Annotated in this window: 16 protein-coding genes; 4 read left to right on the top strand and 12 right to left on the bottom strand. The window is 50.8% G+C overall.

Features of this window, described 5'->3' with window-relative positions; genetic code table 11:
- Window positions 1-27: 27 nt before the first annotated feature.
- Window positions 28-921, bottom strand: a complete 894-nt coding sequence (gene murQ, locus ED901_RS12250; protein ID WP_122096128.1) for an N-acetylmuramic acid 6-phosphate etherase — start codon at window positions 919-921, stop codon at window positions 28-30.
- A 154-nt stretch (window positions 922-1075) separates the two neighbouring features.
- Between murQ and ED901_RS12255 the strand changes: the two genes are divergently transcribed.
- Window positions 1076-1924: a MurR/RpiR family transcriptional regulator gene (locus ED901_RS12255; protein ID WP_122096037.1), complete on the top strand. Its 849-nt coding sequence runs from the start codon at window positions 1076-1078 to the stop codon at window positions 1922-1924.
- 99 nt (window positions 1925-2023) lie between these two features.
- On the top strand, window positions 2024-2278 hold the full coding sequence (locus ED901_RS12260) for a YfhL family 4Fe-4S dicluster ferredoxin (protein ID WP_056770866.1): 255 nt from the start codon (window positions 2024-2026) through the stop codon (window positions 2276-2278).
- Window position 2279: 1 nt separating this feature from the next.
- Here ED901_RS12260 and acpS read toward each other — a convergent pair whose 3' ends face one another.
- The 7 genes from acpS to lepA form a co-directional block, all read right to left on the bottom strand.
- Window positions 2280-2660 (bottom strand): holo-ACP synthase, encoded by a 381-nt coding sequence (gene acpS, locus ED901_RS12265; protein ID WP_056770863.1) that lies wholly within the window; start codon window positions 2658-2660, stop codon window positions 2280-2282.
- Window positions 2660-3391 carry a pyridoxine 5'-phosphate synthase gene (gene pdxJ / locus ED901_RS12270; protein ID WP_056770860.1) on the bottom strand — a complete coding sequence of 244 codons (732 nt, stop codon included), beginning with the start codon at window positions 3389-3391 and terminating at the stop codon, window positions 2660-2662. Before pdxJ ends, acpS begins: the two co-directional genes overlap by 1 nt.
- Window positions 3392-3493: 102 nt before the next feature.
- Complete coding sequence (gene recO / locus ED901_RS12275) at window positions 3494-4231, bottom strand: DNA repair protein RecO (protein WP_056770858.1); 738 nt, start codon at window positions 4229-4231, stop codon at window positions 3494-3496.
- Window positions 4232-4245: 14 nt separating this feature from the next.
- Entirely contained in the window at window positions 4246-5151 is a 906-nt protein-coding gene (gene era, locus ED901_RS12280) for a GTPase Era (RefSeq protein ID WP_056770854.1), read from the bottom strand.
- Complete coding sequence (gene rnc / locus ED901_RS12285) at window positions 5148-5828, bottom strand: ribonuclease III (protein ID WP_056770851.1); 681 nt, start codon at window positions 5826-5828, stop codon at window positions 5148-5150. The genes era and rnc overlap by 4 nt, the downstream gene beginning before the upstream one ends.
- Before the next feature lie 267 nt (window positions 5829-6095).
- A complete protein-coding gene (gene lepB / locus ED901_RS12290; protein WP_122096038.1) occupies window positions 6096-7073 on the bottom strand; it encodes a signal peptidase I in 978 nt (325 codons plus the stop codon).
- Between the two features lie 28 nt (window positions 7074-7101).
- Window positions 7102-8904 (bottom strand): translation elongation factor 4, encoded by a 1803-nt coding sequence (gene lepA / locus ED901_RS12295; RefSeq protein WP_122096039.1) that lies wholly within the window; start codon window positions 8902-8904, stop codon window positions 7102-7104.
- A 421-nt stretch (window positions 8905-9325) separates the two neighbouring features.
- Between lepA and ED901_RS12300 the strand changes: the two genes are divergently transcribed.
- The gene (locus ED901_RS12300) at window positions 9326-10144 is read left to right on the top strand and encodes a hypothetical protein (protein ID WP_056770839.1); all 819 of its coding nucleotides are present in this window, start codon (window positions 9326-9328) and stop codon (window positions 10142-10144) included.
- A gap of 47 nt (window positions 10145-10191) precedes the next feature.
- Here the strand turns inward: ED901_RS12300 and rseC are convergent, their stop codons facing one another.
- From rseC to rpoE, 4 genes are read right to left on the bottom strand one after another with little or no spacing between them, the layout of a single operon-like run.
- On the bottom strand, window positions 10192-10674 hold the full coding sequence (gene rseC / locus ED901_RS12305; protein WP_122096040.1) for a SoxR-reducing system protein RseC: 483 nt from the start codon (window positions 10672-10674) through the stop codon (window positions 10192-10194).
- A gap of 32 nt (window positions 10675-10706) precedes the next feature.
- The gene (gene rseB / locus ED901_RS12310; RefSeq protein WP_056770832.1) at window positions 10707-11660 is read right to left on the bottom strand and encodes a sigma-E factor regulatory protein RseB; all 954 of its coding nucleotides are present in this window, start codon (window positions 11658-11660) and stop codon (window positions 10707-10709) included.
- Window positions 11660-12307 (bottom strand): anti-sigma-E factor RseA, encoded by a 648-nt coding sequence (gene rseA, locus ED901_RS12315; protein WP_056770831.1) that lies wholly within the window; start codon window positions 12305-12307, stop codon window positions 11660-11662. The genes rseB and rseA overlap by 1 nt, the downstream gene beginning before the upstream one ends.
- 30 nt (window positions 12308-12337) lie before the next feature.
- Window positions 12338-12913, bottom strand: a complete 576-nt coding sequence (gene rpoE / locus ED901_RS12320) for an RNA polymerase sigma factor RpoE (protein ID WP_056771962.1) — start codon at window positions 12911-12913, stop codon at window positions 12338-12340.
- 214 nt (window positions 12914-13127) lie between these two features.
- Between rpoE and nadB the strand changes: the two genes are divergently transcribed.
- Window positions 13128-14729, top strand: coding sequence for an L-aspartate oxidase (gene nadB / locus ED901_RS12325; protein WP_183848757.1), 1602 nt, complete (start codon window positions 13128-13130; stop codon window positions 14727-14729).
- The last annotated feature ends 17 nt before the right edge of the window (window positions 14730-14746 follow it).

Genomic DNA, 14746 nt, shown 5'->3' on the forward strand with positions numbered 1-14746 from the left:
TCCGTCGCCATACTTATCCCCTTATGCTTAATCAGCCAGAGCCAGACGCAGGAATCCGTTATGTCTGGTCAGGCGTGCTTGCGCCTGTTGCGCATCAATGCCCGCCAGCAGCATCAGAATCGCCGGTTTTACTTCAAAATCAGTTTGCGCGAGCGCCTGTTCTGCAGCAGTCCGTTCCGCGCCGGTGGCTTCCACCACAATCCGGCAGGCACGATCCACCAGTTTGACGTTGGTCGCTTTCACATCCACCATCAGGTTCTGATAAACCTTGCCCGTTTTCACCATGGCACCGGTTGAAATCATATTGAGTACCAGTTTCTGCGCGGTACCGGATTTCAGACGGGTGGAGCCGGTCAGCGCCTCCGGGCCTACCACCGGGGAAATGGCGATATTGGCTTCGCGGGCAATCGGTGAGTCCGGGTTACAGGAAATCGCCACCGTCGCACACCCCAGCGTCGTGGCATAACGCAGCGCGCCAATCACATACGGCGTACGTCCGCTGGCCGCCAGTCCGACAACCGTATCTTTCGCCGTGAGGTTTAGATTTTTTAAATCTTCAATGCCCAGACTTTCATCGTCTTCAGCGCCTTCTACGGCTTTGAGCATGGCGCCGGGCCCACCGGCTATCAGCCCGACAACCACGCCATGCGGTACGCCAAACGTCGGCGGACACTCTGACGCATCCAGCACGCCCAGACGACCGCTGGTACCTGCACCGAGATAAATCAGGCGCCCCCCGGCAGTCAAAGAGGCCGCGGCGTGGTCAACGGCCTGAGCAATCGCTGGCAGAACGAGGCTTATCGCCTCGGGCACTTTGCGATCCTGGTGATTAAAGCAGATCACCAGCTCCAGCGTGGACATCTCATCCAGATTCATTGTTTCCGGATTACGGCTTTCTGAGATAAGGGAACCTAAGTTCATGGCATTGCTCATGGCACACTCCTGAATTTTTAATTCAAAATAATCATCCAATACTTGAATATTTTATTCATCAATGCGAGGAATATTTGCTACTTTAGATAACATAATCAGTAAAACGTGATGTTGGTATTTTGAGGCACGGGGATAACCCACCATGAGTTGTATGATTCGGATCCGCCAGCTTTACCCATCGCTGGCACAAAATGATCGCAAGCTGGCTGATTTTTTACTGGATCAGCCGGAAGAAGCGCGCCATTTGAGTTCACAGAAGCTGGCTGAGATGGCAGGCGTCAGCCAGTCAGGCGTGGTGAAATTCGCGCAGAAATTGGGATATAAAGGTTTTCCGGCGCTGAAGCTGGCGATGAGCGAATCTCTGGCATCGCCTAAAAACAGCCCACCGGTCACGGTACATAATCAGATCCTGAGCACCGACAGTCTGCAGGTGGTCGGAGAGAAACTGCTGGCGGAAAAACAGGCGGCGTTGCGCGCCACGCTGGATATCAACGGCGAGCCACGGTTACAAATCGGATTGTCGATGCTGAGCGAGGCCAGAAAAATCGTGCTGACGGGGATCGGCGCATCAGGTCTGGTGGCGAAAGATCTGGCCTATAAACTGCTGAAAATTGGCGTAACGGCCATCGCCGAATCAGACACCCATGTGCTTATCGCGACGGTTCAGGCGCTGTCTAAAAAAGATTTACTGCTGGCGATTTCCTCCAGCGGCGAGCGCAGCGAGATTAATCTGGCGGCGCGGGTGGCCAGAGAAAGTGGGGCTAAAGTGCTGGCGATCACCGGTTTTACGCCGAATACGCTGCAACAACAGGCCGATCACTGCCTGTACACCGTTGCCGAATTGCCGGCGACCCGTGGCGCTGCGCTCTCTGCCACGACAGCGCAATATTCCCTGACCGATTTGCTGTTTGTGGCGCTGGTTCAGCAGGATACCGAGCATGCGCCGGAGCGTATCCGCCATAGCGAAGAGTTGGTGAAGAAGCTGATTTGATCAGGATCAGTTCAGACAAGGATAGGCGCTGGCGTGGAACCTACGCCAGCGCAATTCTGATATACTGCGCGCCCTGATTATTGAGAGATGAGACACATTATGGCCCTGCTGATCACACACAAATGCATTAATTGCGACATGTGCGAACCGGAGTGTCCGAATCAGGCGATCTCGATGGGCAACGAGATTTACGAAATTGACAGCGATCGCTGTACAGAATGTGTCGGCCATTACGATAAGCCGACCTGCCAGAGTGTCTGCCCGATCGATAATACGATTATCATCAATCCGCAACACACCGAATCCAACGAACAGCTGTGGGATAAATTTGTGGTGCTGCATCACGCCGTGTAAATCAGTTTTCGATTATCACCGTAGCACAGGCATAACGGCGTTCATCGGCCAGCGTCACGTGCACGGCTTTTACCCCGAGTTCCGCCGCCATTTCAGCCGCGCGGGCGTGAAAAATCAGCCCCGGTTTTCCCAGCACGTCGTTTACCACTTCGAACTGCTCAAACGCCAGACCGTTACGGATCCCCGTTCCCAGCGCTTTGGCGGCGGCTTCCTTGACGGCAAAGCGTTTTGCCAGGAAGCGAACCGGCTGCTGATGCTGCTGATAAACAGCCCATTCGCTGGCGCATAAAATACGTTTTGCCAGCCGGTCGCCACTGCGTTCAATCACTGCTTCGATACGGGTTATCTCAACGATATCCGTACCTAAACCTAAAATAGTCATTAACGACGTGCTTCCCGCATCAGATTTTTCATCTCGCGCACTGCACCTGACAAACCATCAATCACGGCCTGACCAATAATCGCATGACCAATGTTCAGTTCGTGCATTTCCGGCATCGCGGCGATCGGCTGTACGTTGTGATATGTCAGCCCGTGGCCGGCATTCACTTTCAGCCCTTTACCTGCGGCGTACGCAGCACCTTGTTTAATGCGATGAAGTTCTGCCTCACGCTCAAGATCCGTCTTCGCTTCTGCGTAAGCGCCGGTATGAATTTCGATATAAGGAGCACCGACGGCAACCGCGGCATCGATCTGACGTAAATCCGCATCAATAAACAAAGAAACCAGAATACCGGCCTCACTCAGACGCGACACGGCGACGGTCATTTTATCGATCTGTCCTGCAACGTCCAGACCGCCTTCCGTGGTCACTTCTTCACGCTTTTCCGGCACAAGGCAGCAGAAGTGCGGAAGGATTTCACAGGCAATGCCAACCATCTCATCCGTCACTGCCATTTCGAGATTCATGCGGGTCTGAATAGTCTGACGCAGCAGGCGCACATCGCGATCGGTGATGTGGCGGCGGTCTTCGCGCAGGTGAACGGTGATGCCATCAGCACCCGCTTGTTCTGCAATAAACGCAGCCTGAACGGGATCAGGGTAAGCCGTACCGCGTGCATTACGCAGTGTCGCGACATGATCAATGTTAACGCCCAACAGCAACTCGGCCATAACAACTCCAGATTTTAGAATGGATTAATTTACGGGTGGATCAAAAAACCATTCCCGCAGTTTACACCCTTGAACGCTACGGCGTGTAGTACGGGGGGTAAATTAGCTGGCAGAATTGTCAGAAGGTGCAACGGGTTTTTTAACCTGAAACTGGCGAAACAGCTCACGGCTTTTCAGTGGCTTACCGCCGAGATACGGCTTCAATGCGATGCGCGTAAAACGTTTGGCGGCACGCAAGGTAGCGACGTCGGGGAAATCACGGCTGGCAAGCGCCTTCAGGTCTTTGCCGGTGAAACTGGTATTGTCGATAACCAGACTGGCGATAAACCCTTTCTCTTCGCGATAACGGTAGGTCATGGTGTCAGTGACTTCTTCGCCGCTGCCTGCACAATGCAGGAAATCGACGCCATAGCCAAGATGGTGCAATAGCGCGAGTTCAAACTGCCGCAAGGCATATTCCGGAGAGCCCGTGGCACCCGCAAGATTTTGCAAACAATTAAGATAATCGAAGAATAACGAGGAGTAGTTAGCTTCCTGCTCAAGAACGCGGGAAACCAGCTCATTGACATAGAGGCCGCTGTAAAGCATCAAACCAGACAGAGGAAGTGCCAGAGACACCGGCTCGGCGTTACGCAGGGTTTTCACTTCTCCCCGCCCGCTCCAGCGAACCAGTAATGGCGTAAAAGGCTGCAGGCAGCCTTTCAGATTGGACCGGCGGCCACGCGCACCTTTAGCCAGTATGCGCACCCGCCCTTGTCCCTCAGTGAATAAATCCAGCATGAGGCTGGTTTCACTGTAAGGTCGCCCATGCAAAACAAATGCGCGTTGCCAGCCTTCCATAGGCGCGGACCTTATTATAAGTCGTCTACATAACCCAGGCTACGCAGCGCACGTTCATCATCTGCCCAGCCGGATTTGACCTTAACCCACAATTCAAGATGAACCTTCGCTTCAAACATGTTTTCCATGTCCTGGCGTGACTCGATACCGATCGTCTTGATTTTTGAGCCTTTGTTACCAATAACCATTTTTTTCTGGCCTTCACGTTCTACCAGAATCAGGCCATTGATATCGTAACCGCCGCGCTCGTTACTCACGAAACGTTCGATTTCAACGGTCACTGAGTAAGGCAGCTCTTCGCCGAGGAAACGCATCAGTTTTTCACGGATGATTTCAGAAGCCATAAAGCGCTGTGAACGGTCAGTAATGTAATCTTCAGGGAAGTGATGAATCGCTTCCGGCAGACGCTTACGAACAATGCTGGCAATGGTATCCACGTTGATACGTTTTTCTGCCGACATTGGGACGATATCGATGAAGTTCATCTGCTCGCTGAGGAACTGCAGGTGCGGCAACAGCTTCGATTTGTCAGTGACATTATCGATTTTGTTGATCGCCAGCAGCACCGGCGCTTTGATATCGCGCAGTTTGTTCACGACCATTTCGTCGTCAGGCGTCCAATGGGTGCCTTCAACAACAAAAATAACCAGCTCAACATCACCGATGGAACTGCTCGCAGCACGGTTCATCAGGCGGTTAATCGCCCGCTTTTCTTCCATGTGCAGCCCCGGGGTATCAACATAGATGGCCTGATATGGACCTTCAGTATGGATCCCCATGATACGGTGACGGGTGGTTTGCGGTTTACGCGAAGTAATGGAGATTTTCTGCCCCAGTAATTCGTTCAGCAAGGTTGATTTGCCGACGTTTGGTCGGCCAACAATGGCTATAAAACCACAGTAATTCTTTTCTTCGCTCATTCAAGCTCCAGCTGTATCAGCGCTTGTTCCGCTGCCGCCTGCTCGGCTTTTCTGCGACTTGAGCCGGTTCCTACAACCGGTTGGCTCAAGCCACTGACCTGGCAGTGGATGGTAAACTCTTGGTCGTGCGCTTCACCGCGAACCTGCACAACCAGATAAGAAGGCAACGGCAGATGACGACCTTGCAAAAACTCCTGTAAACGGGTTTTTGGGTCTTTCTGCTTATCACCGGGACTGATTTCGTCTAAACGACTACGGTACCAATCGAGAATCAGCTTTTCGACGTTCTGGATATCACTGTCCAGGAACACGCCGCCAATGAGTGCCTCCACCGTATCCGCAAGAATTGACTCACGGCGGAAACCACCACTTTTTAATTCGCCCGGCCCTAAACGCAAGCATTCACCGAGATCGAATTCACGTGCCATTTCAGCTAACGTATTTCCACGAACCAGTGTGGCTCGCATACGACTCATATCGCCCTCGTCAACACGAGGAAAACGTTGGTACAACGCGTTAGCAATCACATAACTAAGAATGGAATCACCCAGGAACTCTAAACGCTCATTGTGTTTACTGCTTGCGCTGCGGTGAGTCAGTGCCTGCAATAAAAGTTCCTGCTGTTGAAAAGTGTAGCCCAGCTTCCGCTGAAGCCTGTTTATTACGATGGGATTCATGAGTTACCAATAGATCAAGAATGCGTCAAAAACTTCAGCATACGGAACAGGCCTGCTTCGCCCTAAGCCAATCCAAAGCTGTTTCGTTTGCAGTGGCTCTCAGTGCTTTTTAATAAAAAATTAAAATCAGGAGAGCCAACTTTTATCGCCCGAAGGGTTATTCTACAACGTGTGGACATTTAATGCTGCGCTAATGTGCCCGCGATCACTGAAGTTGCAGGGGTATTATCCTCCTGCAACTCGAATAACTCAGGGCAGCAACAGGCGTTAATGAATTCCACCGATACGGCTTAAACGAACGCCGGTAGGCCATTCACCTTCCTGTTTTTTAAAGCTCATCCAAATAGCAGACGCTTTACCCACTAAATTCTTTTCTGGCACAAAGCCCCAATAACGGCTGTCTGCGCTGTTATCACGGTTATCGCCCATCATGAAATAATGGCCGGCAGGGACAACCCAGGTGCCCATTGGCTGCCCTGGTTGGCGGTAATAAGCACCCAGCTGGTCACGTGCGCCAGGCACAGTCAGAATATGGTGCGTCACATTTCCCAGTGTTTCATTGAACTGCACCAAGCGGACGCCGTCCTGAGGAACATTCGCCGTTGGCGGTGTTTCAAAGAAGCCACTGCTCGCTTCGCCACCAGAAGACTGACCAAATGTCTGAACGAAATCACTGGCAACGCCGGTGTCGTAAGTCACGGCCAGCGCGGTATTACAATTACTGCCGCTCTGACAGGCTGGCTGAATAGTCACTTGCTTACTGAAAGGATCGTAAGTCACACGATCACCCGGCAAGCCCACCAGACGTTTAATATAGTCCACCTTGGTATTCAGCGGATATTTGAACACCACCACGTCGCCGCGTTTCGGCTCGCCCGTTTCGATAAGTTTAGTCTGAGTAATAGGATCTTTCAGACCGTAGGCATATTTTTCTACCACGATGAAATCGCCGATCAACAGCGTAGGCATCATGGAGCCTGACGGGATCTGGAAGGGTTCATAAATGAATGAACGCACCACAAACACGACGAGCAAAACCGGGAATACTGAAGCACAGGTTTCTACCCAACCTGGCTGCTTCGCCACCTTGTTCAGCGTTGTATCGTCAACGGCACCGCCGGTTTCGGCCTTAATTTTCGCAATTTTAGCCCGACGAGCGGGTGCCAGTTTAAAACGATCAAGGCACCAAATAATCCCTGACACCAGCGTTGCAATCGCCAGAATCAGGGCAAACATGTTAGCCATGCATACTCCCTACAACTCAATTAAGGATTTATTTATTGCCGTCTTTGCCCACATGGAGAATGGCCAGGAACGCTTCCTGAGGCAACTCGACGTTACCCACTTGCTTCATACGTTTCTTACCATCTTTCTGTTTCTGCAACAGTTTTTTCTTACGACTTACGTCACCGCCGTAGCACTTAGCCAAAACGTTTTTACGTAACTGTTTAACCGTTGAGCGGGCGATGATATGTGCACCAATCGCCGCCTGGATAGCAATATCAAACTGCTGACGCGGGATGAGTTCCTGCATTTTCTCAACCAACTGGCGACCGCGACCTTGTGAGTTACCACGGTGAGTAATCAGCGCCAGGGCATCCACACGTTCGCCGTTGATTAGAACATCAACACGTACCATGTCAGAAGCCTGAAAACGTTTGAAATTGTAATCAAGTGAAGCATAACCGCGGGAGGTTGATTTCAGACGGTCAAAGAAATCAAGAACCACTTCCGCCATAGGGATCTCGTAGGTCAGCGCAACCTGGTTGCCGTGGTAAACCATGTTGGTCTGAACACCACGTTTCTCAATGCACAGCGTAATGACGCTACCCAGATATTCCTGAGGCATCAGCATGTGGCATTCAGCAATAGGTTCACGCAGTTCCAGAATATTATTCAGCGCAGGAAGTTTAGACGGGCTGTCCACGTAAATGGTTTCGTTACTTGTGGTCACCACTTCGTAAACTACCGTCGGAGCCGTGGTGATCAGGTCTAAATCGTATTCACGTTCGAGACGTTCCTGAATGATTTCCATGTGCAGAAGACCCAGGAAACCAATACGGAAGCCGAAGCCTAACGCTGTAGAACTTTCTGGTTCATAGAACAGAGAAGCATCGTTCAGGCTGAGTTTGCCCAACGCGTCACGGAAGTTTTCATAATCGTCGGAGCTGACCGGGAACAGACCGGCATAAACCTGTGGCTTCACTTTCTTAAAACCAGGCAGGACTTTATCCGCAGGATTACGTTGCAGTGTCAGAGTATCGCCCACCGGTGCGCCGAGGATGTCTTTAATCGCACACACCAGCCAGCCCACTTCACCACAATTAAGAATATCTTTATCGACACGTTTTGGCGTGAAAATACCCAGACGGTCGGCGTTATAAACCTGTCCGGTACTCATCACTTTAATCTTGTCTCCTTTTTTCATGGTGCCGTTTTTGATACGCACCAGAGAGACGACACCAAGATAGTTATCGAACCAGGAGTCGATGATCAGAGCCTGTAAAGGCGCGTCAGGGTCGCCCTCTGGCGGGGGAACATCACGCACCAGACGTTCAAGCACTTCAGGGACACCGACACCGGTTTTTGCGGAACAACGCACCGCATCCGTCGCATCGATACCCACGATATCTTCGATTTCCTGAGCAGCGCGATCGGGATCGGCGGCTGGCAGGTCGATTTTGTTCAGAACAGGAACGACTTCCAGATCCATTTCCATCGCGGTGTAGCAGTTAGCCAGGGTCTGAGCCTCTACGCCCTGCCCTGCATCCACGACCAGCAACGCGCCTTCACACGCCGCCAGTGAACGGGAAACTTCATAAGAGAAGTCAACGTGGCCCGGCGTGTCGATAAAGTTCAGGTGATAGACCTGACCATCTTTCGCTTTGTAATCGAGGGTCACGCTTTGGGCTTTGATGGTGATGCCACGCTCGCGCTCCAGATCCATCGAGTCGAGGACCTGCGATTCCATTTCACGGTCGGACAACCCACCGCAAATTTGAATAATACGGTCGGACAGCGTCGACTTACCGTGGTCAATGTGGGCAATAATGGAGAAATTTCGTATATGCTTCATTATAAAAGTTTTTCTGCCTTGGTATTTCTGGATCATTCGCCATGAACATACAGCGACGGTTTGTAGGTTGGCTGTCTTTCGCCTGAGTCGCAGCATTCTACATGCCAGCACTGTGAAAACCTAGTCTCGACATCCCCTAAGTCCAGATTATGCAAGCTTTGCCAACGGGCTCAACTCACATTGACAGCGGATCCCTCCTGCCAGCTTCCCCGAAAGGGACCTCACGATTTTACTGCGAACCTCTGCGCATCACGCTAAGACAACATACGCTTTAGGAAAATGCCCATATACAAAATGCATTATTAAAACCTAATATATTGTTATAAAAAGAAAATATGATTTCAAAAATATCATTCAACTGCCCCATTCTTCCTTAAGCATCTTTTATTTTTTAACTCAATCCGGTCACAAGGTTATCATCATGATCAATGAAGGGCGGCTGCTCAGTCAGCATGGCTTTGCCAAAGCCAACTCGTGGATCACTCTGGTCCTGTCAATTCTCTTACTGGTCGCCGGAGCAGTGCAACTGGCTTTACTGCTGACCGTTGATCACTCAACTAACAGTCTCTACAGCGTTTTCTTTACTGCACTGCTGAGTATTGCGCTGGGCGTTGTGCTGATCTTTTTACGACGCCTGATCAGGCCTCAGCAAATATATCAGTTACATGAAAATGGCATTTTGGTTATAAGTCAGGAAGATAAGAAAAACAGGTTCATCCCTTTTGAAAGGATTATGGATATATATCGTTTCAGGACGGGAAAATATACGCGACGGATTTTAAATACCATGCTGTTTCGCGAAGAAAATAGCAGAATCTGGCACCGTATCACCCCAAATATTGCGAACTCAGAACGGTTAATCGAGATCATTAAAACCGAACAACTGATTTTTCGGGGCCCGTGGGCATTAAATACTCTGGCTCAGGGCGGGGATATCCATTTCACCAGCATGACCCATTCACACTGCGGCTTAAAACGGTTTTTCAGTAATAAGCTTATGATGATGAATGAGAAAAAAATCAGACTTAGCGCGCTGGCACTCAATGCAGATGGCGGTAAAACAGTACCGATAGAGGATATTCAGTTTATCAGTGGTGGCAGCAACAGTCCGCTGGTCAGACTGCTCGATAAACATGGCAGAATTTTGTTCTCCGTGCCCTACACATCATTGTCCAGCGCCGATCTTTTTATCGCACTGATCGAACATATGATTCAGAACCGGATCCCGGTCAGGCATTAGAGTGAGAATATTAAGGCCGTTATATCACCCGATATAACGGCCTCAAATCAGGAAGGAAGTTGCTGATCGTGATCTGTGGCATAACGGAATGCATTGGGGGGAAGACCCACCTGCAAAATAACGGGCTGATAACCTGACTTGCCATCGACTTTAGCTGCCAGGGTTTTAGCAATCAAAAAACCAAGCCCGCCGCCAAGTACCGCCCCAACCACTGCGTAAACATCCGCTTTCATCAGTGACTGCAGCACACCGCCACCCAGTATCACACCAAACAACGGCGTCATATACACCAGAAAAGCAGAACGCAGCAGGCTTCCTTCAGGAATACCCAGTTCGACTTTTTGCCCTGGCTCAAGGCGTTCGGAGATGTTGACCTGCAAATTATGTTCGGTTTGCGGCCCTAATTCGTTGAGCACACGGGCACCACAGCCTGACCGTGAATGGCAACTACTGCACCCCGCCTGCGTTTCGCAACGCAGTGTAGCAATGCCGTCTTGCCACGAAACCACCGTGGCCCATTCTTTCATCATGTGATCACCCGAAAATTCTTTAGTAGAAAGCGTTATTTTGCCGCGAAGACTATGCTGTCAGCAACACGTTTGGCCGTTGAAGGCGGTAATTCACCCACAACCGTGATTTCATTTCCGTTACGTATTTCTGTTTGCACTGTTCTTCGCCCCTGCCTGATCAACTGCTCAGAAGGGCCATTGGTGGTTGCACTGACGTTAACAGAAAAGCTGAAAAGCCCATCAGTATACAAACGAGACTCTATCGTCACCGGCATATTTGGCAAGGTTCTTCGACTGCTGGCCACTTCGGTGACACCCGCCGGAAGCCATTTAACCTGCCATGCAAATTTCACCTGCTCGGAAGCAGGTAATGAAAGCACAGGAGGCAGATTTGCTTTCTCGAGATCGCCTAAGGAACTGATGACTTGTTTATCAGCGTCGCTGAAACTGATGACCCGGAACTGTTCGAGCGTTTCGCCATCGCGATCCAACAGATCAACGCGCATCGGCAATTTCGTTTCTTCATCCACCCAAATCACATAGCTAAAACGAGTTCCATCGCGAGAAACGACGCGGATGACCTGACTCAAACGGTCAGCGGCACGCGCACGTCCTACTGCGATAAAATCGTAATATTTTGAGAGCAGAGAGAAATCACTGAAAACAATTGAAGGCAGCGAATCAACGATATGATCGCCATCCAGGGTGAAGGGTTGTAACCCGGTTTCAAAGTAACTGATGTCTTTTCCACGCTGGACAATTTCACGGCGCGGACCATCCATCAACACTAACTGAGCCAGAGAGCTTCGGTTAGATATAGCATGACGATAGCGATAGGAATCAATTCCTTGCTTCGTGATGTTGATGAAACCCATTTCATAATTCAGCGACTGGCTGGCCTTGCCCATCTCTTGTAATAAAGCCTCGGTAGGTGATTCAGCCGAGGCGATACCAGAAGAAAGCAGGCCGCCTGTCACTAAACAAACGGCAAACCAAATTTGCTTCATTACTGCGTTTGCGTTCCTAAAGACTGATTACCAGGGACCTGAACAGCGGCTTGCTGTGGAGTAACAGGCTCAAGTTGTAGCTGCTCAGAGTGCAAGCGGCGCTGCAATTCATAGTCCTGCAACATAGCGTTGATACGCTTGCGTTGTTCCTGCACGTTCTGTTGCCCGCTGGCCGAGTTACCTTCGCTTGGTACACCGAAGCTGACAGGGGAAGCTTTGCCCATCATAGGCAGGGTATTGAACGCCGGGGTTTCTGGCGAAGCACCGGTAGCGTCAGGCTGATTGTAGTGCTGGACACCGACAATCACCGCCAGCGACACACAGGCTGCGACACCGACCTGAGTCAGCTGGCTTGCCCAAGGGCGAACCTTCTGCCAGAACGGCATTTTTTGCCAGGTATGAGGTTGAGGTTGCGATTCGGTTGCAGAGCCAGGCACCAGTTTAACCGGCTCGTTTGCCAGCGCAGCGGCCACACGATCTGCGATATCCAGATGCACCACATTCCCAATATCACCACGCAAGGTATCGCGTATCAAATGATAACTCTGCCAGTTTTGTTGAAGCGCGCGGTCTGTTGATAACGAACTTAACAGTTCGGAATCAATGGCTTCACCATCCATCAGAGCGGAAAGCTTTTCTTTCTGCATGCCTAAGTACCCTTCCTGTGTCCGTCATCTCTAACGCTGGATGAGCGGTTGAACTTTGTTATCAATTGCTTCCCGGGCACGGAATATTCGGGATCTTACCGTACCCACCGGACAGTCCATGATGGTCGCTATCTCTTCGTAGCTTAATCCATCCAGCTCCCTCAGAGTAATCGCCATGCGAAGATCTTCCGGGAGTGCTTCAATAGTACGGAAAACTATTTGCCGTAACTCTTCTGACAACATCAAGTTCTCAGGGTTCGATATTTCTTTCAGGGCGCCGCCACTTTCGAAATTTTCGGCTTCGTTTGCATCCACATCACTCGATGGTGGACGCCGTCCCTGAGCGACTAAATAATTTTTAGCTGTATTGACTGCAATTCGATACAGCCAGGTATAAAAAGCACTGTCGCCACGGAAAGATTCCAGCGCACGATAGGCTTTAATGAAAGATTCCTGAACCACATCAGGCACATCGCCCTGTGGCACGTAGCGGGATACCAGGCTCGCTACCTTATGCTGGTAACGGATAACCAGTAAATTGAACGATTTTTGATCACCCTTCTGGACCCGCTCAACCAGAACTTGATCGGCTAACTGCTCGCTCATCCGAGGTAAAATCTCCCCAAAACTATCTCCGCGCATAAAGTCGTACTGCCAGCTTTCATCATTATATTCCTGAGCAAGTACTGCTTGGAGTTCACATGGAACCTTAAGTTCCACATCGCCATTGTTTTTTCTATTGAAGTCTCATGCCCGTGGCTTTTGCACGGAGGTTTAGGCTAACATGAATTTCCCTCTTCTTCTGCAAACATCATACGTTATGCAACCTTCATCTGAATTTGTTAGCGATGTATTGATAATCGGAAGTGGTGCTGCGGGCCTTTCTTTGGCTTTGCGACTTGCAGACCACTGTCACGTTACTGTTCTCAGTAAAGGCCCCCTCAACGAAGGTTCCACATTTTACGCTCAGGGTGGTATCGCCGCCGTTTTCGATGAAGCAGACAGCATTGCCTCACACGTCGAAGACACATTAATTGCTGGCGCAGGTTTATGCGATAAAGAAGCTGTTGAGTTTATCGCCAGCAATGCACGCCATTGTGTTCAATGGTTAATCGACCAGGGAGTCCTGTTTGATACCGAAACGAACGCCAGCTCAGAAGAGCGTTATCACCTGACCCGGGAAGGTGGTCACAGCCACCGCAGGATCCTGCATGCTGCTGATGCAACAGGTAAAGAAGTAGAAACTACGCTGGTAAGTAAAGCAAGAGCGCACCCTAATATTTGTGTTAAGGAACGCTATAATGCGGTGGATTTAATTACCTCCAGCAAAGTCGGATTAGCCGGTACTCAGCGGGTGGTGGGCGCGTACGTCTGGAACCGTGATAAAGAGCATGTCGAGACGCTGCGAGCCAAAGCCGTCGTTCTGGCAACGGGCGGTGCAGCAAAAGTGTATCAGTACACCACCAATCCGGATATTTCCTCCGGCGATGGCGTTGCCATGGCCTGGCGCGCGGGCTGTCGTGTTGCTAATCTCGAATTCAACCAGTTTCATCCGACCTGCCTCTATCATCCTCAGGCACGCAATTTCCTTCTGACTGAAGCCTTGCGCGGCGAAGGTGCCGTGCTAAAACGCCCCGACGGCTCACGCTTTATGCCGGACTTTGATGCACGTGGCGAACTGGCTCCGCGCGATGTGGTCGCCAGAGCTATCGACCATGAAATGAAGCGTCTCGGCGCAGATTGTATGTATCTGGATATCAGCCACCGCCCACCGGAATTCATCAAACATCACTTTCCGATGATTGATGAAAAGCTGAGCTCACTGGGCATTGATTTGACCAAAGAAGCGATTCCGATTGTTCCAGCAGCGCACTACACCTGTGGCGGCGTAATGGTTGATCAGCATGGGCGAACCGACCTTGACGGCCTCTACGCTATCGGTGAAGTCAGTTACACCGGTTTGCATGGCGCAAACCGTCTGGCCTCGAACTCTTTACTGGAATGTGTGGTTTACGGCTGGTCAGCGGCTGAAGATATCATCAAGCGCCTGCCTCACGTCAAACTGGCGAAAAACCTGCCACAATGGGACGAAAGCCGGGTGGACAACTCCGATGAACAGGTCGTGATCCAGCATAACTGGCATGAGTTGCGCTTGTTTATGTGGGATTATGTCGGGATCGTGCGTACCACGAAACGCCTCGAACGCGCGCTGCGTCGCATCATGACCCTGCAACAGGAAATTGATGAGTATTATGCAAACTTCCGCATTTCAAATAACCTGCTCGAGTTGCGCAATCTGGTGTTAGTCGCCGAACTGATTGTCCGCAGCGCCATGGAACGTAAGGAAAGCCGCGGGCTGCACTACACGCTGGATTATCCTGATTTACAGGAAAATCCACAGCCAACCATCCTCCAGCCCTGATGGCGCGAAGTGCGAAG

Origin of the sequence: Rahnella sp. Larv3_ips, assembly GCF_003697865.1 — a bacterium.
Taxonomy (GTDB): domain Bacteria; phylum Pseudomonadota; class Gammaproteobacteria; order Enterobacterales; family Enterobacteriaceae; genus Rahnella; species Rahnella rivi.

What these genes read in the sequence shown, in the direction of transcription:
- murQ (WP_122096128.1), bottom strand. Translation starts at nt 921, where the DNA reads ATGAACTTAGGTTCCCTTATCTCAGAAAGCCGTAATCCGGAAACAATG.
- ED901_RS12255 (WP_122096037.1), top strand. Translation starts at nt 1,076, where the DNA reads ATGAGTTGTATGATTCGGATCCGCCAGCTTTACCCATCGCTGGCACAA.
- ED901_RS12260 (WP_056770866.1), top strand. Translation starts at nt 2,024, where the DNA reads ATGGCCCTGCTGATCACACACAAATGCATTAATTGCGACATGTGCGAA.
- acpS (WP_056770863.1), bottom strand. Translation starts at nt 2,660, where the DNA reads ATGACTATTTTAGGTTTAGGTACGGATATCGTTGAGATAACCCGTATC.
- pdxJ (WP_056770860.1), bottom strand. Translation starts at nt 3,391, where the DNA reads ATGGCCGAGTTGCTGTTGGGCGTTAACATTGATCATGTCGCGACACTG.
- recO (WP_056770858.1), bottom strand. Translation starts at nt 4,231, where the DNA reads ATGGAAGGCTGGCAACGCGCATTTGTTTTGCATGGGCGACCTTACAGT.
- era (WP_056770854.1), bottom strand. Translation starts at nt 5,151, where the DNA reads ATGAGCGAAGAAAAGAATTACTGTGGTTTTATAGCCATTGTTGGCCGA.
- rnc (WP_056770851.1), bottom strand. Translation starts at nt 5,828, where the DNA reads ATGAATCCCATCGTAATAAACAGGCTTCAGCGGAAGCTGGGCTACACT.
- lepB (WP_122096038.1), bottom strand. Translation starts at nt 7,073, where the DNA reads ATGGCTAACATGTTTGCCCTGATTCTGGCGATTGCAACGCTGGTGTCA.
- lepA (WP_122096039.1), bottom strand. Translation starts at nt 8,904, where the DNA reads ATGAAGCATATACGAAATTTCTCCATTATTGCCCACATTGACCACGGT.
- ED901_RS12300 (WP_056770839.1), top strand. Translation starts at nt 9,326, where the DNA reads ATGATCAATGAAGGGCGGCTGCTCAGTCAGCATGGCTTTGCCAAAGCC.
- rseC (WP_122096040.1), bottom strand. Translation starts at nt 10,674, where the DNA reads ATGATGAAAGAATGGGCCACGGTGGTTTCGTGGCAAGACGGCATTGCT.
- rseB (WP_056770832.1), bottom strand. Translation starts at nt 11,660, where the DNA reads ATGAAGCAAATTTGGTTTGCCGTTTGTTTAGTGACAGGCGGCCTGCTT.
- rseA (WP_056770831.1), bottom strand. Translation starts at nt 12,307, where the DNA reads ATGCAGAAAGAAAAGCTTTCCGCTCTGATGGATGGTGAAGCCATTGAT.
- rpoE (WP_056771962.1), bottom strand. Translation starts at nt 12,913, where the DNA reads ATGAGCGAGCAGTTAGCCGATCAAGTTCTGGTTGAGCGGGTCCAGAAG.
- nadB (WP_183848757.1), top strand. Translation starts at nt 13,128, where the DNA reads ATGCAACCTTCATCTGAATTTGTTAGCGATGTATTGATAATCGGAAGT.